The following is a 20,464-nucleotide window of genomic DNA, read 5'->3' as shown; positions in this document are numbered from 1 at the left end:
CGGAATTTTCCGGCACGAGGGCGCGGTTATCCTGCGATCAGCGGCGCTCTCCCCCAAAAGTCCTCAATACCCACATTTGTACCAACCTGGGCAGGCCGGACGCATCGATCATCGCGACCTCTTCCACGCTTTACGCCAGCCACTTGCGTATCCGCCATGCGAGGTCTAACTTCTGTCGGTTCGACGACTGCCTGCCAGGGTCGAATGGCCCTGACGCTTCTGCGACGAAGTTAAGTAGGGCTACGACCGCCTGGCAGAGCTAGAGGCATAGCCCTGCCGAGGGCTCTTTGTGGTTGGAATGGCTCGAGAAGCCGGTTTGATTGCAGGGAAGTCACCAGGATGGGACGCTCCGAAAATGTGCTGCACCTACAGCCGGAGGGAAGTACCGGTACCCCGGCATCGACCCGGGCGGCCTTCTGTCTCTCCGATCTGTATGTGGATCCGGCCACGGGCGTAGTACGTGGCCGCGGCGGCGAAGTCCGGCTGGAACCGCGGGTGATGTCGGTGCTGCAGACGCTCGCTAGCGAACCCGGTACGCTGCACACCCGCGAGCAACTGCTAAACACATGCTGGCCGGGCGGCCAGACTTATGGCCAAGCACTGACCCAGTGTATCTACCAGTTGCGCCAGCAACTGGCCAGTGCCGGTGGCGAGAGCGGCTACCGCGGCCTGGTCACCACCGTGCCCAAGCGCGGTTACCAGTTGAACGCCGTAGTAAAGCCCGCGGATCCACCGCCTGGAGGCGACTGCCTTCCAGTTGCGATCTCGATGTCGCATGAGCACACGCAGCCCCTTCCCCATTGGCCGGGACGCCTGCTGCCGCCCACCATCCTGTCCGTTCTGGTAGTTCTGGTCCTGGCTCTGCTTTCTGCACTGCTTGTGCTGCTGGCACTACCTATTGAGGAAAGATCCCCCACCGCGCCCCCAGAGGCAGACGCGAAGTTGCCTGTCACCATCGTATTCATTGCGTCAGATCAGATTACGATTTTGGCATTACAAGCTCTCAATCAAACTAAAGCCTAAATTTGCTCAGGCATTGATTCCATTCGCCTTACAGAACGCATTGATAGTCATGGCTGGCATCAGCCTTACCAGAGCCAATCGTCGCCCTACTCTTCCCAGGCCGGTGCCATGCGCTCGGCCTGTTCTTCGCGAACATCATCGATGACGGCCATCAGGTCCGCGACGTCGACGCTGGTCGTGTCATGTTCGAAAACCCCGGTAAGGTTAATTTCCGGGTGCAGTTCACCCACCTCATACAGCGCCCAGATTTCCCTGCCGTAATCGGTTTTCAAAAGCTCAGGGGCAAAGCGGCCGAAATAGTTGCGCATGTTGTCGACATCGCGCTGCAGCATCATGGCGGCGTTGTTGTTGCCGGCTGCATCCACCGCCTGGGGCAAATCGATGATCACCGGGCCGTGGCGGTCCAGCAGCACGTTAAACTCGGAAAGGTCGCCGTGTACCAGGCCCGCACACAACATGCGCACGACATCGGCCATCACCTGGCCGTGATACTCGCGGGCCTGTTCCGCAGTCAGCGTGACGTCATCCAGTCGCGGGGCCGCGTAGCCCTCATCATCGGCCACCAGCTCCATCAGCAAGACACCGTCGACGAAGCCATAGGGCTCGGGGACGCGCACGCCGGCCGCTGCCAGCCGATACAGCGCATCGACCTCGGCACTCAGCCACGCCTGCTCCTGCTCTTTCTGGCCGTAGCGGGTCTTCTTCGACATCGCCCGCGCTCGGCGGCTGTTGCGCATCTTGCGGCCTTCCTGGTACTGCACCGCCTGCTTGAAGCTGCGCTGCCTGGCCTCCTTGAAGACCTTGGCGCAGCGCATGCTATCGCCGCAGCGCACCACATACACCTGCGCTTCCTTACCGCTCATTAACTGCGCCATAACCTCGTCGATCATGCCGTCATCGACCAGCGGTTGTAATCTCTTGGGTACTTTCATAGATCTTCTTTTGATCGTCGGCGGATGCGACCTTCCGGCCGCACCGCCGCGGATTGCTTGTCCCTGTTAGCTGTGCGCCAGCGCGTAATCGATCGCTGCACATACGGCAACGGCCTGCGCAGTATTGCACTGTGCCGGTGTGGCACGGGGGCTGTCCGGGTAAACCTCGGTGGTGGTTTTGTAGTTGGCGTTGGTGACACTGGCGCACAGGCCGAGCTTTTTAAGCGGATACTCGATAACACCGCGCGCGACCACCGGCGAGCCGATGATCTCGTTGTTGTCGTCGGCCGGGGCAATGTGGGTGACCTTCTCCACCGCCGCGATCACCGCCTGCTGGAATTTCGGCTGCGGGCTCTCGCTGTCGTCCACCAGGTAGAAGCCATCGGGAATGCCGCCGGGCGTGAACGGCTTGCCGTCGCGGGCGGCCAGTGCGGGACGGAACTCGGTTTCGTCGGTATCGGTGGTCTCGTGCAGATCGATATGCATCACTACGCGATCAACCACCGGCGCCACCAGTCGCATCAGCGCCGCCGACTCTTCCGCCGGACTGTTGTCGTAGAACGAGCGGTTCGGGTCGATGGCGTTCGGGTTCCAGCGGTGGATGCGCTCATAACCCCAGGGACTGATACAGGGCGCCACGAGCAGGTTGGCGCGGCCGGCGTAGTCCGCCGCATGCTGATCCACGAACTGAAGCGCACCGTGTACACCGCTGGTCTCGTAGCCGTGCACCCCACCCGTCACCAGCATCACCGGCAGATCGTCATTCCAGTCGCGGCTGCGGATCGCCAGCAGCGGGAAGCTTTGCTCGCCGTACTCCAACCGGCCGTACTCTTCCAGGTCGAAGCGATCATGCAGGCGCTCGATCTTGCTTACCACCTCAGCCTCGTAGCTGCGGTGACGGGTCTGCTGGGACAGCCATTGGTTGCGTTCCGCATCGCCCCAGGGCGTGCCAGGGGTACCGATTGGATAGAATGCGGGGGCGGTGTTCATGTCGCTTGTTCTCCGGTGATGAGCGAGAAAGCGGCCATTCTAGCACCCGGGCGAGACATAGCGGATAGAGCGCGAGACCAGCGCAAACTGACCAAAACGTCACCCGCCGTCCGTTGGCCTTACGCTCAACTTTAAGGTTACAGTTCACCCCGTACAGACGGGGAGCCAGACAGATGCAAACAATACTGGGCGCAAGCGGACAAATCGGGCGTGAGTTGGCCCTGCACCTGAAGCGTGACTTCACCAGCGATATCCGCCTGGTCAGCCGCCGGCCGCAAAAGGTCAATGAAACGGATGAATTACTCAGCGCCGACTTGCTGGATGCCGAGCAGACACTGCAGGCCGTCGAGGGTTCACAGATTGTATACCTGACTGCCGGACTGCCCATGGATACCCAGCTCTGGGTGGAACAGTGGCCCATCCTGATGCGCAATGTGATTGAAGCCTGCGCGGCCCATAGTGCCAAGCTGGTGTACTTCGACAACACCTATATGTATCCGCAAACCGAGCTGCCGCAGACCGAAGATTCCCCATTTGAACCGAGTGGAGCGAAAGGCAAAGTCCGCGGTGAAATCACCAAGGCACTGCTTGATGCCATGGAGCAAGGCCGCGTGCAGGCAATAATTTGCCGGGCGCCAGAGTTCTACGGGCCGGGAAAGACCCAGAGCATTACCAATGCGACCGTCGTCGACAACCTGTTAGCCGGCAAATCTGCGAAGGTGTTCCTGCGTGACGATGTGTTGCGCACGCTGATCTACACACCGGACGCCAGCCGCGCCATGGCCCTGCTCGGCAATACACCCGATGCCTATGGGCAGACCTGGCACCTGCCCTGCGACGACAACCGACTGACTTACCGGCAGTTCATTCAACTTGCCGCCGGGACTTTTGGTGTCGAAGACAACTATACGGTGTTAAAACGCTGGCAGCTCTGGCTGGCCGGTTTGTTCAACAAAACGCTGAGGGATGCGGCGGAACTCCTGCCGCGCTACAAGGCGGATAACATCTTCGTTTCGGACAAATTCAAATCGCGGTTCCCCGTTTTCAAGGTCACCACCTTTCGGCAAGGCCTGAGCGCGATTGCGGATGAGAGGACCAGCCGCGTGTCGTAAAAACGACAGTCCCCAGAATCCGGTACCCTGTAGTTGGATGGGACTCTGGGGGCGAGGTCATATCACTTACTCTCAGTGTTATCAATTCATACGGAGAGAAGAAATATCTTCGCTACAATGAAGATGCGTCTAGCTTGTCGACTCGCTCTTGGATCATTCCGAGAACTTTCTTATCACTGAATTTAGTACAGTGCCCTTCCATTGCGTCAAATACAAATTTCGCATCCGATTGCGGCTCACTGGTACCGGCCATGAACTCACTCAGGCTGCGAGCCGCCGGATTCAGGTAAAAGTGATCCATATCTCCCATCCAGACATAGATTTTCCCCTGCAACTTGGGCCCAAGAGAGCTCCAGTTTGCTTCCAGATGACGCTTGAGATCATACTTTTTCCAAGCCTCTACAACCTGCTTGTTGATGGCGCCAGTTTGAGGATCAAACATCGGCACAGGTAAACCATCTTCACCTTTGGGGCTGTACAACGCCGTATGGGCGCCGAACTGGAAGCCGGAATTCACATATGTATTGGACGATCCGAGTACGTTTTCATACCGGATGAAATCCTTAACCGTCACCATAGGGTCTCCATAAATATCCCTGGCAACCGGACGGAGATTCCCCCACTCATTAACAAACAAATTATCGTCTTTATAAAGATCCACTAACTGGTAGTGATCAAATGAAACCGAGTCTGGACTGAAGGACCAGACACCACCAAAGTGATCTGGATAAAAAATCTGTAACGCTAGCGAGACCCACCCCCCGGTAGAGCAGCCATCGACATACCTATAGTTTGCGTCCTCTCTGGTCCTGAAAGATCGCTCGATGGCGGGAATAAGCTCCTCAATCAGAGCCGCGCCATATGGGCCACTGTTCTCAGAATCAAGCTGATAGTGGTCACCGAATGGCCCATCGCTATCTAAATACACGTTGATCACCTGCGGGGCGTCCTTGTGGAACCACCAGTCGGTGAACTTTTCATTTTCCAAAAGGTAATTTACGCGTGTATAGCGCCCTCCATACCCACTGATATTGATCCGAAGCGGATAAGCCCTGCTGGGGTTCTCGTAATAACTGGACGGAAGCAGCACTGACGCCTTAAGTTTCATCGGCCTGTCCCACCATTCAGACAGCAAGCGGCTTTCTATCTCCACCGACTTTACATGATCGTGCTCCAACAACGTGTGCGCGGCAACTATTTGGTCAATATCGACTTTCAGCGCTGTATCCCCGGAAATTTTGACTTCCTGAACAGTACTGTAGAGATTGCCCGGGGCATTTATCTGTGACTCCTCAAGATCCTGATCCCAGAGAACCTGGACTTTGTATGTGCCCGCCGGGACATTTGCGAGCATCCAGGAAGCAGTGCCCTGAAGTTTGGTACCAGCACCAAGAACCTGCAGGCTTCCCTTTTCCCACTCCGTGACATTGCGGGCAAAAATGTGATTGCGCAGAGGAGACACAGGCCACAGATCAGTACGAGGCTCCTTCTCCAGGTTCTCGCTCAAAAACAGAAACAACCTGCCACTGGACACGAACCCCTCCTCCACCTCAGGCCCGACGGAAACCGAGACGTTCACACCATACCCACTTGCCGCTGAACAGATCTGTGTGGCGATTGCCAGGACTACCACAGCCACAAAGGTTATCGCCTTCATGTTCAATTCCTATATAGTGAAAAATCAATCGCGCCTTATTAATTAAGGCCCGCGATTATTTTTTTTAAAATTGCACCAGTGACTAAAAACACGGAAAGGAGCGCGATATCTCGTTTCGGAGACATTCAAACGAATGTACTGGATAGCGGGAAAAATGTGAACTGCACCATTATGCGAGAAGCAGTTTTTCTACTGGTGACAAATAAGAAGGCATGAAATTCAGGTTTGTCTGACGGTTTTATTTTGCCAATGGGCTTGAACAGGCAACGACTCTTTCATTCACCCAATAAATTCAAGGGCCGCCGATGAATTGAATAAACGACTGGCTATTTCCCGTCTCAAGCCGACACTCAATCAAGCACCCCGAACAGACCCATCTGCCCATCCACCAGGCTGTCAAAATCCAGATCGATGAAGGGCAATATGGCATCGGCCACGGGCTTCAACTGCTTGTCGATATAGTGCTGGTAATCGATCGGGGACTGACGGTAATCCACCGGCTCTGGGCCGTTGAGGGTGATCACGTAGTGAATCCAACCCTTGTTCTGGTAGCGGGGTTCCAGCCCCTGCTGGCGGCGGAGGTCATCGGCCAGTCGCGCCGCGCGCACCTGGGGCGGCACGTTTTTCACGTATTGCTCCAACCTGCGCCGGAGCCGCTTGCGATATACCAGCTGCTCGTCCATCTCCCCGGCCTGGGTTTTCTCCACCGTCTCGCGGATATAGTCGGACGGATCAACACCCTTAAACACCATGCCGTAGAGCTGGGTCTGGAACTGCTTGGCCAGGGGCGTCCAGTCGCTGCGCACCGTTTCCAGGCCCTTGAATACCAGCTTTTCCTCACCCCCTTTCACCACCAGGCCCGCATAGCGCTTCTTGGAGCCGGCCTCCGAGCCGCGAATGGTGGGCATCAAAAATCGCTGGTAGTGGGTTTCGAATTCCAGCTCCAGTTCGCACGCCAGCGCCAGCTCATCTTTGAGCTTGTCCTGCCAGCGCGTATTGATCTCGCTCGCCAGGCCCTTGCCGATCGCATCGGCCTCTTCCGGGCTGGGTTGGCCACTCAGCCAGACAAACGTGGAATCGGTATCGCCGTAGATGACCTGGTGACCCAGCTCCTCAATCCAGCGGGCCGTCTGTTGCATGATCTCGTGACCGCGCAGGGTGATGGAGCTGGCCAGGCGCGTGTCGTAAAAACGGCAGCCCCCACTTCCGAGTACCCCGTAGAAGGAGTTCATGATGATCTTGATGGCCTGGGAGCGGGCGGCATCCTGCTCCTGCTTGGCGATGTCGCGCTCGGCCCAGAGGTTGGTGATGATGTCCGGCAGAAAATGCTTGTCACGGGAAAAGCGCGCGCCGCGAAAACCTGGGATGGCACTGTCATCAGCCAATCCCTCAATCAACCCCATCGGGTCGATCTTGAAGGTGCGGATAATGCTGGGATACAGGCTCTTGAAATCCAGCACCAGCACGTTGTCGTACAGGCCCGGCCGGGAGTCCATCACATAGCCACCCGGGCTGGCCAGGCCGCCGTCAGCCGGCAGGTTGGGTGCCACATAGCGGCTGCGGTGTAGCCTGGGCAGGTAGAGGTTGGTAAAGGCTGCCACCGAGCCGCCGCTACGGTCGAGTTCCAGACCCGTGAGCTGGGCCCGCAGGCGCAGGTAATCCAGCAAGCGGGTGTGCTGGAAGATATCCCAGACCAGGCGGCAGTCTTCCAGGTTGTACGCAGCCAGCTTGGGTTTGTTATGGCGAAAGTCGTGCTCAATCGCGGCCAGGCGGTTGTCCACGTCTTCGGTGTCCTTGCCCCTACCCAGTAGCGTCTGGGCCACGAACTCCAGGCTGAAGCTTTCAAAGCTGTAGGTGGCGTTCTTCAGTCCGTCGATGCCGTCCAGTACCACCCGGCCCGGCAGCGTCACGAAACCCTGGCTGCCTTCGCGGCCATCCCGCCAGCGAGCATCGGTGCCGCCGCGCCCCAGCTTCAGGCGCAGGCCATAGCGCCCCGCCCGTTTCAGCAGCAGACGAAAATCAAAGTCCACCACGGACCAGCCGATGATGATGTCCGGATCCAGGGATTGAATCCTGGCCTCCAGTGCCTGGAGCAACGCGCGTTCGTCATCCACCCAGTGGATGGTGGTGTCAGCGCTCTCGGGCTGCCCCACCATCAGCACCTCTTCCACGCCGTGCCCGTAGAGACCGATGGAATACAGCTCGCCCGGGCCGGAGCACTCCACATCCAGGGAAACCACCTTGAAATCCGGCTGCACCTCGGCGCCCTTGAGGCGCACGTTGCGATATTCCGTATAGCCGTCTTTGGCTTGAGCCACGCCTTCAAAGTAGAGGCCACCCCGAACAAAGCGCTCCATCAGGTAGCGGTCGTGGAGACGAAAATCCCCTTCCAGCACCTCGATGCCGCGAGTTTGCATCAGAGTCTGGGCCCGGCGGTGGGCGTCAATGGTGGGAAAATACAGCATGGCCGCTTCCTCGCGGCCAAAGGTCTGGAAGCCCAGCTGCTGCCAATCGAAAGGCACGCCGGCCAGAGCCTCGGCGACCTGAGCGCGGTCCGCGACCTTCACCATAAACACCGGGCGCTCGCCTTCAATAACCAGCTTGACCGGGCCCTCGGGCGTGGCCAGCCAGTAGTGGATGCAGGTGCTGCCGCGCTGGTCAAAGCTGTGGCGGGTGAGGAGGAATCCTTGAGGCAAAATGCTGTTCTGGGTTGAGGTTTGGATTGGGAGTTGTTTTGGTGATGGGCGCCATTCTACTGGATAAATACACAGATATCAGTAGTCGCGAGTCGACGTATCGTTCACCGGGCGGGGCGGATGCGTCAGACCTTTATGCCGAACAGTTTTTCTGCGTTTCGGAACGCGATTTTTTCCTTAGTCTCGCGTGGCAGGTCTACGGCCCGAAACCAATCTGTTCCTTCCTTCATGTTCGCAAACGGGTAGTCGGTTGCAAACATCACTCGATCCACACTGATGTACTTCAGCAAAAGATCGAGCAATTCATCTTGAAAGAATGCGCTGGTTGTAAACCAGAAATTGTCTTTAAAGTATTGCTCGAACGGCTTATCCAGGGTGTCTTTGGTCACTGCACTCATCTTCTCCACGATGCGTTTATAGAAGAACGGAAGGCCTTCTCCCATGTGGCCGATAATGATCTGTAGTTTGGGAAATCGGTCGAATACCCCAGACGTGATCATTCGAAGGCATTGCGTAACGACTTCCTGGTGCCATCCATAGGCAGAGATGCTGAGCACCTGGTTCTGGTACTCCGCCTGATATTGCGGCCGCATATTGCTGTAGTAGATTTGGAAGACTTCGTCCGGTGGCAAACCTGGATGGATGTATATCGGCACATCCAGGGCTTCGGCACGCGCCAGCACGGGCTCAAAATCGGGATGATCGAGAAATTTCTTGCCGATGATTCCATTGGTCAAGCATCCCAGAAAGCCATCTTCCCGAACTGCACGTTCCAGCTCGTCCGCTGAGGCCTCCGGATTTTGCAACGGCAAGGTTGCAAATGCCTGGAACCGCCCCGGATAGGTGGCCATCGATCCGTCGACAAGCATTTTATTGAGACGATACGCAAAATCGATGCCCTTCTGCCCCGGGACATTCTGCACACCTGGCGTATGTGCGGAGAGTATTTGAACGTTGATCCCCGCCTCATCCATTGCGGCAATACGACGCGGGCCGATTTCGGCAAGACCAGTATTCTCGAGAAACTGATTGCCGTTTAGCGCCATCAACTCATGCGTGGAAAAGGTCTCTTCCGTGCCGATAAATGACAAGTCATGATCTCGCAGTGCGATGTCCGAACGCTCGCCTTGCTGCAGGATCTTACTTTTTTGTGTATTCACTTGCTGCCCACCTTTACGCTGGACGCTGCCAGAGACTGCCAGATCTTGGCGCCGGCCTGTACCAGCGGGATACCACTGCCTGAGCGAGTCCCTGCCCCAGCAAGCGCGCCTTCTCCACCTTGGTGGTCGAGATTCGCGAGTCCCAGGCCCGAGCGCCGTGCGCTTTCACCTTGATCCCGATTTCCCGATAGACGCCGCGGGCGGTCGCGATGGCCCAGGCGCAGCGAGGTGGCAACGCCAACAATCCACCGTGTGCGGAGTCATAGTAGGGTTCCGCCAGATCGATCAGTTGTCGGGCCAGACCGGCCAGAGCCTCACGATGCTGTGGTGCGGTCATCTCCCGGCGTGGAATGCCGGCTTCTTCCAGCCACTGTTCCGGCAGATAGCAGCGACCGATCTGTGCATCCTCGATGATGTCGCGGGCGATATTGGTCAGCTGGAAGGCCAGCCCCAGGTCGCAGGCGCGATCCAGGGTCGCCTCATCCCTCGCACCCATGACCCAGGCCATCATGACGCCCACCACGCCGGCCACGTGATAGCAGTAGTCCACGGTATCGTCGATGGTGACATAGCGCCGCTGTGCGACGTCCATGGCGAAGCCGTTCAGGTGAGCCTGGGGATAGCGCTCGGGAATCCCGTGGCGGAGCGCGACCTCCTGAAAGGCGGCGAAGGCCGGACTTTGCATGGGCTCCCCCGCATAAGCGCGACGCGTTAAGTCTCGCAGCTCGTTCAGGCGCGATTCGCTGCTTTCGCTCCCAGTTTCGTGAGCTTCATAAGTTTCCTGCGCGGGAAAGCCCAGCTGCTGGTCGTCGATCACGTCGTCGCAGTGGCGGCACCAGGCGTACAGCATCATGGCGCTGCGCCGAGTGGCCGAATCGAACAGCTTGGCGGCGGTGGCGAAACTCTTGGAGCCCGCGGCGATCGTCTGCGCGGCGTGCTGTCCCAGCTTATCCCTCATTGAGTCCCTCCAGCATCAGGCCGGCAGTCGCCTTGGCGGAACCGATCACTCCGGGTACCCCGGCGCCGGGATGGGTGCCGGCCCCCACCAGATAGAAATTGTCGATCCTGGCGTCCCGGTTATGGGGCCGGAACCAGGCGCTCTGGGTAAGCGTCGGCTCAAGGGAGAAGGCGGAACCCAGGTGGGCGTTGAGCTCCTCGCGAAAATCCACGGGCGTGAAGTGCCGGCAGGTCACCAGATGCGCCCGTAGCCCGGGAATGTAGTGACGCTCGAGATAGTCGAGGATGCGGTCGCGGTATATCGGACCCTGGGTTTCCCAGTCGATATTCGCCTTGCCCAGGTGTGGCACCGGCGCCAGGACATAGTGCGCGCTGCAGCCTTCCGGCGCCAGGCTCGGATCGGTGACGCAGGGAGAGTGCAGATAGAGGGAGAAGTCCTCCGCCAGGGTGTCCGCGTTGAAGATCTCGTCGATCAATTCCCGATAGCGCGGGCCGAAGCACACCGTATGGTGCTCCAGGCCTTGCGGTGGCCTGTCCAGGCCGAAATAGATCACGAACAGCGACATACTGTAGCGCTTGCGGCCCAGGGCCCGGCTTTTGCGGGCGCCGCGGGAGTGCCCGCTCAACAGCTTGCTGTAGGTATGCATCACGTCCGCGTTGGAGGCCAGTGCATCCGTCGGCACATGCCGGCCATCCCTCAGGGTCACGCCGTTCACCCGATCCCCCGTGGTCTCGATGCGTTCCACTTCCGCGTTCAGTTCGAGGGTGCCGCCGAGGTTCTCGAACAACTGGACCAGGCCCCGCACCAGGGCACCGGTGCCGCCCCGTGGAAACCATACGCCCCACTCCCGCTCCAGCGCGTGGATCAGCGTGTAGATCGAGGAGGTGGCGAAAGGGTTGCCCCCAACCAGCAGGGAATGAAAGGAAAAAGCCTGGCGCAAGTGCGGGTCTTCAATGAATTTCGACACCATGGAATAGACGCTGCTCCAGGCCTGAAGCCGTGCCAGTTGCGGCCCGGCGGCGAGCATGTCGCGAAACGAGAGAAACGGCACGGCACCGAGCTTGCGATAGCCCTCCTCGAACACCGCCCTGGAGTAGTTCAGGAACCGTCGATAACCCTCCACGTCCCGGGGATTGCGGTCGGCGATCTGTCGATCCAAGGTGGCCTGATCGTTGACGTAGTCAAAGGCCGGGGCATCTTCCCAGCAGAGACGGTAAAAGGGCGTGACCGGCAGCAGTTCGACATAATCCGCCAGGTCCTTGCCCGCCAGTTTAAAAAGCTCTTCCAGCGCGGAGGGATCGGTAATCACCGTGGGACCGGCATCAAAGGTAAACCCCTTGTCCTCATAGACATAGGCGCGGCCACCGGGCTTGTCGCGCTTTTCCAGCAGAGTGGTCTGGTAGCCGCCCGCCTGCAGGCGAATCGCCAGGGCCAGGCCGCCGAAGCCGGCGCCGATCACCAGGGCACGCTGGGGTTGAGATCCGGGTCCGGGTCCGGGTCGGAGTCGTGTCATGCGCGTATTCCAAAGGAAGTGGATGCGATCTTTTGCGGTGAATTCAGCCACACCGCCTTGAGCGCTTCGCCAAGGGGCACCGGCGGCTTGCCTATCAATATGCGCGCCTTGTCGGCCCGGGTCAGGTGTCCGGCGTAGAACCGTTCGATCAGCGGTTCCGACAGGCCGTAAAAGCGCTGCATGACCTGCCACCGTTGCTCCGGACGGCCAGCCAGAAACAGCATGCGATTGAGCAGGCGAAAGTAGCCCTGACGCCGCCATTCCCGCGCGGCGAAGGCATGGATGGCCTGGAACAGCGACGCCGCATCGAGATTTCCAAGCTCGGCGATGCACTCCGCCAGACCCATGGCCTGGGGCAGAGAGTAACCGGTAGTGGGGTGGAACAGACCGGCGCGCAGGCCACTTCGCGGCTGGCCCTGGGCGCCCTGCCAGAAGGCATCGAAATCGCCCGCCAGGGTGATCGGCAATACGCCACTCTCCTCTCGCAGGGTATCGACGATCTGCCAGCCGCGATCCCGCGCATAGGTGTCGATATGCGCATGCAACCGGGACGCGTCCACCTCCGGCCGGTCCACATAGTGGGTATCCTCGATCAGCAGGGTATCGCGGCTTAACGGCAGCACGTAGACGAACCGGTAGCCGTCCTGCTGAGGCACGCTGGCGTCCATGAGGATCGGCTCTTCCAGGCCGTGGGGTTTGTCCAGGCGCACTTCCCGCCCGAGAAATGCCTGATACCCCAGGGTCAGATGCGCGCTGTCGGCGGGACCCCGGCCGTCGATCACCGCGTTCGCGTGCAGCACCTGGCCATCCTCGAGTTCCACGCGGTCCGGGGCAAGGCGGGCCACGCGCGTGTCGGTCCACAGCCTGTCGCCCAGGGCTTCTTCAAGAACGCGGGCGAAATCCCGGGAAAAAATGCTGGCATAGCCTCCATTCAACAGGCGCTCGCGCTGCGGGAAAATCACCCGGTGCTGCTTCCAGCGGCGGCCAACCAGGGGCGCCAGCCAGGCATGTTGGGCTGCGGAGAGATCGCCATCGTGAAACGACCAGGTGTGCTGGCCACCGGGGCGACTTTCACTTTCCAACATCAGCAGACGCAACCCTGGCTGCGCCTGTAGCAGGCGCAGGGCGATCAGGCCGTTGGCCAGGCCGCCCCCCACCAGAATCAGGTCATAGTCCGGCGCGTTCATGCGTAATACCCCTTGCCGGTGATAGACCTAGTCATGGGGGTCTTCCAGAGGGTCGCCGCGATCATCCAGCAGCACCGCCGCACGCAAGGCCTGCAGATCGGCGCTGCCGGTACAGAAACAGGCGATACGCAACTGCTGGATGACCACCTCGAAGTGCTCGACCACCGTCTGACTGGATTCGGTGGCACTCTCGAGCACTGCCGCCGCCTGCCCCACCAGGTCCGCTCCCAGGCGTATTGCCTTGGCGGTGTCCACCCCATCGCGAATGCCGCCGGAAGCAATCAGTGGCGTCTCCGGCAGGGTCTTGCGTACCGCCCGAATGGCCTGAGCCGTGGGGATTCCCCAGCCGGCGAAGGCCATGCCGACCCGGCGCTGAGTCTCGTCTGTCGTGCGTTCCGCCTCCACCGCTGCCCAGCTGGTGCCGCCGGCGCCGGCCACGTCGATCATCGCCACACCTTCTTCCACCAGCGCCCGGGCCACATCGGGGGAGATACCCGCACCCACTTCCTTAACGACCACCGGTACCCCGAGCGATGTGACCAAGTTACCGATGGCCTGAAGCACGCCACGCCAGTCCCGGTCGCCGCCCTCCTGCACCGCCTCCTGCAGCGGGTTGAGGTGGACGATCAATGCATCCGCCTCGATCATATCTACCGCCCGGAGGGCCCATTCGATCCCCTGGGGCTCCCGTAGCTGGCCTGCGCCGAGATTGCCAAGCAGGGGGATATCCGGGGCGATGCGTCGTAACTGCTTGGTAAGACCGTGATCGCTGCCAGACTGCAGTGCGACCCGCTGGGAACCGATGGCCAGGGCGATACCCAGGTATTGGGCGGCTTCTGCCAGGTGATGATTGATCGTTTTGGCCCGCTCGGCACCGCCGGTCATCGAACTGATCAATAGCGGCGCCTTCAGTGGTTTCTGGAAAAGTCGTGTGCTGAGATCGATATCGTCCAGGTGCAACTGTGGCAAGGCGCAATGGGCGAAACGATAATCGGCAAATCCCGTAAGGGTCGAAGTCTTGGCCCGACGCGCGTCCAGTACGATGTCGAGATGATCATTCTTGCGTTTCACCAAACCGTCATCGGTCATGCAACTCTCCCGCTGGGAATACATTGAACTTCCATTGTTTATTGTTGATATCGAAAGAGGCCACACCTCAAACCACCGAGACCTCAAAGCACCGAGACCTCAAAGCACCGAAACCTCAAACCACCAAGACCTCAAAGCACCGAGCGCTATCGCATCCTGGAGAACCCTCTCACACAGATGCAGCCTGTTGCTGCTTGAGGCGTTGCTTGAGTTTCCTGACACCTGGCGCGTAAAGGAAGCCGAAGGACACAGCACCCTCTCGAGTACGTACGGCGTGATGTATTCGGTGCGCTTGCACCAGGCGCTTCAAGTAGCCACTCTTCGGTTGCCAGCGAATCGGCCAGCGTCGGTGAACCACACCGTCGTGAAACAGTGAGTACACGACGCCGTAAAGCGTAATGCCTGATGCGATTGCCATGAGCGGCTTCCAGTAAAGGTCACCCACAGCAAACATGCCGACCACCACCAGCGAAAACACAACAACATACAGGTCGTTCTTCTCGAACACGCCGTCAGTGGTTTCATGATGGGATTCGTGATGGGACTTGTGCCAACCCCAGCCCCACCCGTGCATGATGTACTTGTGGGCGTACCAGGCGAACACTTCCATGCCCAGGAAAGCCACTACCACAAGCACGAGCGTCCAGAACCAGTCCATCATGCTCTATACCCCTCCTAGGCCGGCGTCTTGAATAAGGGAATGGCCGCTAACAGCAGGCACACCAGGCCCACGGCAGCCAGGATGCCGCCGGGCTGGGCTAGCTGAGCCCAGCTATCGCCGCGAATCAACGCCCCGTAAAAACCTTCAATAGCCCAGGCATTGGGCGTGAACAAGCTCACCGCCTGTAACCAGTCAGGCATCATAAAACGTGGCACCATTGAGCCGCCGACGGCGGAAATGATCAGTACAAAAAACGAAGAAAAGGTTGTCGCCTGTTGAGTTGTTCGACACAGCGACAGGAGCAAAAGTGCCAGCCCGGCACTGGCTGCGGCGCAGGCAAGTGCCATGACAATCACTTGCGCCAAAGCGCTCTCTATCTCCAGTCCAAACCCGAACCTTGCAACCAGGAAAATAGCGCTGGCCTGCAAAAATCCCAGAGTTAACAAAAACAGAAACCGTCCCAGCAGTAACCGGGCGTGCGCCGCTTTGCTCAGCAGGAGGCGTTCGGAGATACCGTTCTGGCGCTCCTCCAGACTGACCATGCCGGCGTTCACGGCGGACAATAACAAGAACAGAATCGTGGTGGCACCGGCATAGTAAGCAATGCCGCTAAGCCCAGAGATAGACGCTGGCGCCTGGCCATAAACCGGCTGAAACTCGATAAGTGCGTCTTTCGCGGCTGCGCTGTCCGGCTCTCGGGCCATTGCGCCTAATGCGGCGTCCAGGCGCGCCTGTTGTGCGGGCGTGAAGCCATCAATTAATGCTTCCGTGCTTTGCGCAAGACGTTGCGCAAGAACCTGTGGTTGTTGGGAGGCCAGGCTTTGCCGCAGCCAGCCTTGTAAAGACAGGGCAGCAATTTCACGGGTAGGCTCGCTGACGATGGTAAACAGTGGGCTGCTGTTATCGCCTGCTTGCCCGTGGATGATTAACGCTGTATCGAAATTGCCTTGTCGCACTTCTTCCAGTAGTTGAGCACGGTTCGAATCGGGCAGTGCCGTAATCTCCACGTCTTCGCTTTGTGTCAGGTACTGAGCGAAGTCCTGCAATACCGGATCTTCCGTTTCCAGCACGAGCCCTACCCGCAAGTGCAAGTCGCCTTCCGCGGCGCCGGAGAAAATGCTGGCAAATATGGCGAATACCAGGCTGGGCAAAGCAAATGCCAAAAGTAACGCACCGCGGTCACGCCACAGCCCCAGGGCCATCACCCGGAAAATCGCCCTCATGACACCGACTCCAGCGCTGAATCGGTGGGCGCACCGGTAAAGTGCTGCATCACGTTTTTCAATCCGGGACGGCGCACCGAGACCTCGGCAATGGCATCACGCGCTCCGGCAAGGTCGCGGTAGAGGTGATCGATCAGCTTATCCAGCGGCAGGTCACTTTCCAGACACCATTCACTGCTCTCGTCACTACTCTCATCACTACTCTCATCACTTTGAGGGCGAAAACCGATCTCCTGCAGCCGCTCACAGAGTGCCGGGGGAGCCATGTGAACCGTACGTACGACGAAGAGCTGACGGTTACCGAAGGTTTCTTGTACCAATGTCTGCGGCTCGGCCAGGGCTCTCAGCCGCCCCTGATGAAGAAGCGCTACGCGGTGGGACAGCACTTCAGCTTCATCTAACTCATGGGTAACAACGACCACGGTCGCACCCTGCTCGGCGCGGCGGCGAATAAGGTCGTGGATTGACATGCGCACACCCAGGTCGACCCCGGCTGTGGGTTCGTCCAGCACCAGTAGCGAAGGCTGCGAGACCAGGGTGGCTGCCAGGTGCAAGCGCCGTTGCATACCACCGGACAATTGGTCTACCCGCACTTCGGCTTTGTCTGTCAGCTCGATTTCTTCCAGCGCTTGACTGACCCGTGCGCTTATCTGATGACGATGGACACCGGTGCAGCGCGCGAAAAACTCCAGGTTCTCCCGCCCCGTCAGGTGCCGGTATAAACCCAGAAACTGGGGGGTGAAGCCGATGGAATGCTGGTAGGCCTTGCCCGGAAGAAGTGCTTTTCCCGCTATGAATATTTGCCCGGAGGTGGGACGCAACTTGCCGGTAATGGCGCGCAGCAATGTCGATTTTCCTGCACCATTAGGCCCGAGGATACCTAGGATTTCACCCGGACTTACCTGCAAAGTGACGTTGTCCAGGGCGCGGTGGCTGCCGTAGACGACCCGTAGTTGATCAATGGTGAGTGCTGCCGTCGCCGTCATTCGCCAGGTCTAACTCCCGAGCCTCTGCGCCGCACCGTTGAAGGTTGCGAACTGTTGCTCCACGAGTGCTGCGAGTAAGGATTCCGCGTGCCCTGCCCTGCGCAACTGCTCTCTTGCCAGTGCCTGTGCGTCGCTAAATGCACCACGCAATTCTTCCGGTGTGTAAAGAGAAAGCAAAGTGGTTTTCCCCGCATCCTGCTGCACGTCCTTACCGGTCTCTAGCGCAAAGATACTGTGGTCCAACATATCGTCGTAAAGCTGAAACACCAGGCCAAAGGCACGGGCAAAGCGCGTCAATGCCTCTATCACTTCTGCGCCCTGCCCCATAAGCCGTGCACCAGTGACGACAGAAAACTCAAACAGGCAACCTGTTTTCTGGTGATAGAGCTGCTCAATTTCGCTCCGGGCACCCATGGGCTGATTTTGTAAATCAGCGACCTGCCCGCCAACCAATCCCATAGAGCCAATAACATGGCTGAGATGCGCGCTCACGGCGACTTTGGTGGAGGCATCCACGTTGGGGCAATTGGCGATAACCCCGTACGCGAGGTTGAGGAGGTTTGTTGAGGCAAGAATGGCTGTGCTTTCGGAAAAGCGTATGTGCGTACAAGGGCGATCGCGGCGAATAGTCGCATCGTCCATACAGGGCAGGTCGTCGAGAATCAGCGAAGCGGTATGCACCAGTTCCGATACGCAGGCCATTCGGAGCGTATGACTGCCTGGGAGGACGGGACTGTCTGTGGCCACGTTCGCAGCCAGAAGCGTAAGAAGCGGGCGCAAGCGCTTGCCTGGCCCCATTACAGCGTAATGCATCGCTTGATGCAGATGCGTGGGCGGTGTTTCTGGAGCTGGCAGAAGCTCCAGCAAGGTTGTGTTTACCATGCTCCTCAGATGGACAACTTCCATCAGTGGAGACATTGGCGCCGAGACGGTTATTGGTCCCTGTCTCATACTAACTGGGGACGCGACAGACGCGGACTCTGCGACGGACGATTGCGGCTTGCGTGTATAGGTCACCCTGTTCCCTCGGTTGACTACCTATGCGGCCGCAATGAAATCAGAGCTGACTCCATTGAGCCACAACTTGAAAAACTGTATCGACCTGACTTTTTATAAAGCCGGGTCGCCGGCTATGACGGTGGTCAGAATCACCTCAGTTACAAACGTCCCGATCTAACGCGTCAATTTGACTAACTAATCTGACTAACTAATCTGACGAGCTAATCTCAACATGACAGCATAGCCTACGAACCGGTTTGCCGACGCCAAGCCGTGCATCGCGGGTCTGCCGCCATCACCACGAAAGACGGGCGACTACACGCGCCTCGTCCGCATACAGCGAAAACGACCAGCCATTGCGCTCACACAGCCGTTGAACGATACCCAGCCCCAGACCATACCCATGCGACGACTCGGTCGGCGTGTGCCGCTCATCCAGGTCACTGCACAGCTGATTGGTAACGAATAGCTCTTTCTCCCTGATGCGAATCGTGATCGGCACCTGCCCGTTGAGCGTGTGCTCGAACGCATTTCGCACCAGATTATTGACCGCGATAGAAAAAGCCTGTGGATGTCCGCAGACTCTGGGTGTTGCGAGATCGTCGATATCAAGATCGACGCTCTTGCCGTTTAACAGGTGGCGCTGCTGGTCGATTGCCTGACTGACCAGCGGCGTCACTGAAAACTGTTCGTTATACAACCCGCTGTCGGTTTCGCGAGCGAGGCACAGGAACATGTCAATTGTGGCCTTCATTTCGAACGTCGCACGCTTCACTCGATCTACAGCCTTCCTATCGGCCGCTGACAGATCGCTCTCTTCTAATAGCTCAAGCGCGCCCATGATCACTGTGATCGGCGTGCGCAACTCATGACTGGCTGAACCGGTAAAGTATCGCTCCCGCTCAACAAATTCGCTGATACGCTCAAGTGTCTTCTCAATCGTCCTGGCGAGCACGCCAACCTCATCATCGCCGAACCGGCTGGGCTCAATGCGTTTATGATCTTCGGCCGACAGTTGCTCTGGATCGATGTCAGCGACCACTTTAGCGAGCTGCGCGACAGGGGCGACCGCTCTGCGCATCACAAGAACGCCCAGCCCGAAACCAAGCACCCCGAGCGCGCCCACAACACCCGTGATCACCAGCAGCAACCACCAGTCCTCTGACGAAGCAGCCTCAATATCAGAAACGTCGAACACTACAAATGCGCGTCGCTGCCCATTGCCGCCAGGTACCACCGCAACATGCAATTCCTCAGCTTCGAACTCGTACAGTCCCTCAGCGGGGCTTGTCTGTGCCCATTCCCGGAGTGATGCCGGCAAGCTACCAACCTCCTCGTATCCGCGAAGGTTCATCGCCAGAGAAGGATAGTTTTCGGCGGCACTCTGTAGCTGCTGCGCCAGAACGCGGTCTTCGCTCAAACGGACCGCAGCGAAGAACGCGAACCCCCAGACCACGCTGAGCACAGCAACACACATCGCGAAGGCAATGGCAACACGCGTGCGCAAACTGTGCCGGTACATTATTCGGCTTCCTCCACAATGCGGTACCCAATGCGATGCACTGTGTGAATGAGCGCGCTATCAAACGGCCGATCGACGGCCTGCCGCAGTTTGTACATGTGTGAGCGAAGCGCGTCACCATCGGGGCGCTCGTCGGCCCACAATAAGGTTTCGAGATCATCGCGAGCCACGACGGACGGAGCCGCCTCCATCAATCGCTGCAGCAGCCTCATCCCGGCAGGAGCAAGATCAATCCGCTGCCCCGCCCGATGCACTTCCAATGTGGATCTGTTCATCGTCAGATCGCCGACAGTCAACAGGTTTGCGGCCTTTCCCCGGCTTCGTTTGTACAGCGCCTGCAGTCGCGCGTGCAGCTCCTGTAGTGCGAATGGCTTAACCAGATAGTCATCGGCTCCAGCCTCGAACCCCCTGAGCTTATCGTCGAGTGTGTCTCTCGCGGTTAGCATAAGCACGGGTGTTTCTACTGCGGATTCAGCGCGCAGCTTTTTACATACACCCAGCCCATCCATCCCCGGGAGCATCAGGTCCAGAACAATCACGTCGAACGGATTCGTCAACGCCAGGTGCATCGCGCTGATCCCGTCATAGGCAAAATCCATAAGATAGCCATGCCTTTCGAGATACGCGGCAATGTTCTCACAAATATCGCGATTGTCTTCGACAACCAACACTCTGATCGGCGCGGCACCTAGCGCGTGTATCATCCCCTACCCCCTTACCAGGCACTATTTACCAAGCGCGATTTACCAGGCCCTA

General features: G+C 58.6%; 17 protein-coding genes. 2 read left to right on the top strand and 15 right to left on the bottom strand.

Features of this window, described 5'->3' with window-relative positions; all coding sequences use genetic code 11:
• Nucleotides 1-339: 339 nt before the first annotated feature.
• Nucleotides 340-1,023 (top strand): winged helix-turn-helix domain-containing protein, encoded by a 684-nt coding sequence (locus ACNKU7_RS08850; RefSeq protein WP_418296609.1) that lies wholly within the window; start codon nucleotides 340-342, stop codon nucleotides 1,021-1,023.
• A gap of 86 nt (nucleotides 1,024-1,109) precedes the next feature.
• On the opposite strand, the gene ACNKU7_RS08845 is transcribed toward ACNKU7_RS08850, so the two are convergent.
• Together ACNKU7_RS08845 and ACNKU7_RS08840 are read right to left on the bottom strand one after the other, a co-directional pair.
• A complete protein-coding gene (locus tag ACNKU7_RS08845; RefSeq protein ID WP_418296608.1) occupies nucleotides 1,110-1,955 on the bottom strand; it encodes a PA4780 family RIO1-like protein kinase in 846 nt (281 codons plus the stop codon).
• 66 nt (nucleotides 1,956-2,021) lie between these two features.
• Nucleotides 2,022-2,945: a M14 family metallopeptidase gene (locus ACNKU7_RS08840; RefSeq protein ID WP_418296607.1), complete on the bottom strand. Its 924-nt coding sequence runs from the start codon at nucleotides 2,943-2,945 to the stop codon at nucleotides 2,022-2,024.
• A gap of 173 nt (nucleotides 2,946-3,118) precedes the next feature.
• On the opposite strand from ACNKU7_RS08840, the gene ACNKU7_RS08835 reads away from it, so the two are divergent.
• Nucleotides 3,119-4,057 carry an SDR family oxidoreductase gene (locus tag ACNKU7_RS08835; RefSeq protein WP_418296606.1) on the top strand — a complete coding sequence of 313 codons (939 nt, stop codon included), beginning with the start codon at nucleotides 3,119-3,121 and terminating at the stop codon, nucleotides 4,055-4,057.
• A gap of 112 nt (nucleotides 4,058-4,169) precedes the next feature.
• Here ACNKU7_RS08835 and ACNKU7_RS08830 read toward each other — a convergent pair whose 3' ends face one another.
• The 13 genes from ACNKU7_RS08830 to ACNKU7_RS08770 form a co-directional block, all read right to left on the bottom strand.
• On the bottom strand, nucleotides 4,170-5,714 hold the full coding sequence (locus tag ACNKU7_RS08830) for an alpha/beta hydrolase-fold protein (RefSeq protein WP_418296605.1): 1,545 nt from the start codon (nucleotides 5,712-5,714) through the stop codon (nucleotides 4,170-4,172).
• A 350-nt stretch (nucleotides 5,715-6,064) separates the two neighbouring features.
• Nucleotides 6,065-8,410, bottom strand: a complete 2,346-nt coding sequence (locus ACNKU7_RS08825; protein WP_418296604.1) for a DNA polymerase II — start codon at nucleotides 8,408-8,410, stop codon at nucleotides 6,065-6,067.
• A gap of 125 nt (nucleotides 8,411-8,535) precedes the next feature.
• On the bottom strand, nucleotides 8,536-9,570 hold the full coding sequence (locus tag ACNKU7_RS08820) for an amidohydrolase family protein (RefSeq protein WP_418296603.1): 1,035 nt from the start codon (nucleotides 9,568-9,570) through the stop codon (nucleotides 8,536-8,538).
• A gap of 13 nt (nucleotides 9,571-9,583) precedes the next feature.
• Nucleotides 9,584-10,528 (bottom strand): 15-cis-phytoene synthase CrtB, encoded by a 945-nt coding sequence (gene crtB, locus ACNKU7_RS08815; protein ID WP_418296602.1) that lies wholly within the window; start codon nucleotides 10,526-10,528, stop codon nucleotides 9,584-9,586.
• Nucleotides 10,518-12,041, bottom strand: a complete 1,524-nt coding sequence (locus ACNKU7_RS08810) for a phytoene desaturase (RefSeq protein ID WP_418296601.1) — start codon at nucleotides 12,039-12,041, stop codon at nucleotides 10,518-10,520. The genes crtB and ACNKU7_RS08810 overlap by 11 nt, the downstream gene beginning before the upstream one ends.
• Nucleotides 12,038-13,228, bottom strand: a complete 1,191-nt coding sequence (crtY, locus tag ACNKU7_RS08805; protein WP_418296600.1) for a lycopene beta-cyclase CrtY — start codon at nucleotides 13,226-13,228, stop codon at nucleotides 12,038-12,040. Before crtY ends, ACNKU7_RS08810 begins: the two co-directional genes overlap by 4 nt.
• A gap of 27 nt (nucleotides 13,229-13,255) precedes the next feature.
• Nucleotides 13,256-14,317 carry a type 2 isopentenyl-diphosphate Delta-isomerase gene (fni, locus tag ACNKU7_RS08800; protein WP_418296599.1) on the bottom strand — a complete coding sequence of 354 codons (1,062 nt, stop codon included), beginning with the start codon at nucleotides 14,315-14,317 and terminating at the stop codon, nucleotides 13,256-13,258.
• A gap of 169 nt (nucleotides 14,318-14,486) precedes the next feature.
• Nucleotides 14,487-14,978 (bottom strand): sterol desaturase family protein, encoded by a 492-nt coding sequence (locus ACNKU7_RS08795; RefSeq protein ID WP_418296598.1) that lies wholly within the window; start codon nucleotides 14,976-14,978, stop codon nucleotides 14,487-14,489.
• Nucleotides 14,979-14,992: 14 nt separating this feature from the next.
• On the bottom strand, nucleotides 14,993-16,180 hold the full coding sequence (locus tag ACNKU7_RS08790; RefSeq protein WP_418296597.1) for an ABC transporter permease: 1,188 nt from the start codon (nucleotides 16,178-16,180) through the stop codon (nucleotides 14,993-14,995).
• A 17-nt stretch (nucleotides 16,181-16,197) separates the two neighbouring features.
• Nucleotides 16,198-17,187, bottom strand: a complete 990-nt coding sequence (ccmA, locus tag ACNKU7_RS08785; RefSeq protein ID WP_418296596.1) for a heme ABC exporter ATP-binding protein CcmA — start codon at nucleotides 17,185-17,187, stop codon at nucleotides 16,198-16,200.
• 9 nt (nucleotides 17,188-17,196) lie between these two features.
• Nucleotides 17,197-18,069 (bottom strand): polyprenyl synthetase family protein, encoded by an 873-nt coding sequence (locus ACNKU7_RS08780; protein WP_418296595.1) that lies wholly within the window; start codon nucleotides 18,067-18,069, stop codon nucleotides 17,197-17,199.
• A 412-nt stretch (nucleotides 18,070-18,481) separates the two neighbouring features.
• A complete protein-coding gene (locus ACNKU7_RS08775) occupies nucleotides 18,482-19,708 on the bottom strand; it encodes a sensor histidine kinase (RefSeq protein ID WP_418296594.1) in 1,227 nt (408 codons plus the stop codon).
• Complete coding sequence (locus ACNKU7_RS08770) at nucleotides 19,708-20,412, bottom strand: response regulator transcription factor (RefSeq protein WP_472439828.1); 705 nt, start codon at nucleotides 20,410-20,412, stop codon at nucleotides 19,708-19,710. Before ACNKU7_RS08770 ends, ACNKU7_RS08775 begins: the two co-directional genes overlap by 1 nt.
• Between the last annotated feature and the right edge of the window lie 52 nt (nucleotides 20,413-20,464).

This window comes from Microbulbifer weihaiensis, assembly GCF_048323715.1.
In the GTDB taxonomy this organism is placed as follows: domain Bacteria; phylum Pseudomonadota; class Gammaproteobacteria; order Pseudomonadales; family Cellvibrionaceae; genus Microbulbifer.
This window is presented reverse-complemented; position numbering and strand designations above follow the sequence as displayed.

Coding starts and splice junctions, on each gene's coding strand:
- ACNKU7_RS08850 (WP_418296609.1), top strand. CDS start 340: ATGGGACGCTCCGAAAATGTGCTGCACCTACAGCCGGAGGGAAGTACC.
- ACNKU7_RS08845 (WP_418296608.1), bottom strand. CDS start 1,955: ATGAAAGTACCCAAGAGATTACAACCGCTGGTCGATGACGGCATGATC.
- ACNKU7_RS08840 (WP_418296607.1), bottom strand. CDS start 2,945: ATGAACACCGCCCCCGCATTCTATCCAATCGGTACCCCTGGCACGCCC.
- ACNKU7_RS08835 (WP_418296606.1), top strand. CDS start 3,119: ATGCAAACAATACTGGGCGCAAGCGGACAAATCGGGCGTGAGTTGGCC.
- ACNKU7_RS08830 (WP_418296605.1), bottom strand. CDS start 5,714: ATGAAGGCGATAACCTTTGTGGCTGTGGTAGTCCTGGCAATCGCCACA.
- crtB (WP_418296602.1), bottom strand. CDS start 10,528: ATGAGGGATAAGCTGGGACAGCACGCCGCGCAGACGATCGCCGCGGGC.
- ACNKU7_RS08810 (WP_418296601.1), bottom strand. CDS start 12,041: ATGACACGACTCCGACCCGGACCCGGACCCGGATCTCAACCCCAGCGT.
- crtY (WP_418296600.1), bottom strand. CDS start 13,228: ATGAACGCGCCGGACTATGACCTGATTCTGGTGGGGGGCGGCCTGGCC.
- fni (WP_418296599.1), bottom strand. CDS start 14,317: ATGACCGATGACGGTTTGGTGAAACGCAAGAATGATCATCTCGACATC.
- ACNKU7_RS08795 (WP_418296598.1), bottom strand. CDS start 14,978: ATGATGGACTGGTTCTGGACGCTCGTGCTTGTGGTAGTGGCTTTCCTG.
- ACNKU7_RS08790 (WP_418296597.1), bottom strand. CDS start 16,180: ATGGCCCTGGGGCTGTGGCGTGACCGCGGTGCGTTACTTTTGGCATTT.
- ccmA (WP_418296596.1), bottom strand. CDS start 17,187: ATGACGGCGACGGCAGCACTCACCATTGATCAACTACGGGTCGTCTAC.
- ACNKU7_RS08780 (WP_418296595.1), bottom strand. CDS start 18,069: ATGGTAAACACAACCTTGCTGGAGCTTCTGCCAGCTCCAGAAACACCG.
- ACNKU7_RS08775 (WP_418296594.1), bottom strand. CDS start 19,708: ATGTACCGGCACAGTTTGCGCACGCGTGTTGCCATTGCCTTCGCGATG.
- ACNKU7_RS08770 (WP_472439828.1), bottom strand. CDS start 20,412: ATGATACACGCGCTAGGTGCCGCGCCGATCAGAGTGTTGGTTGTCGAA.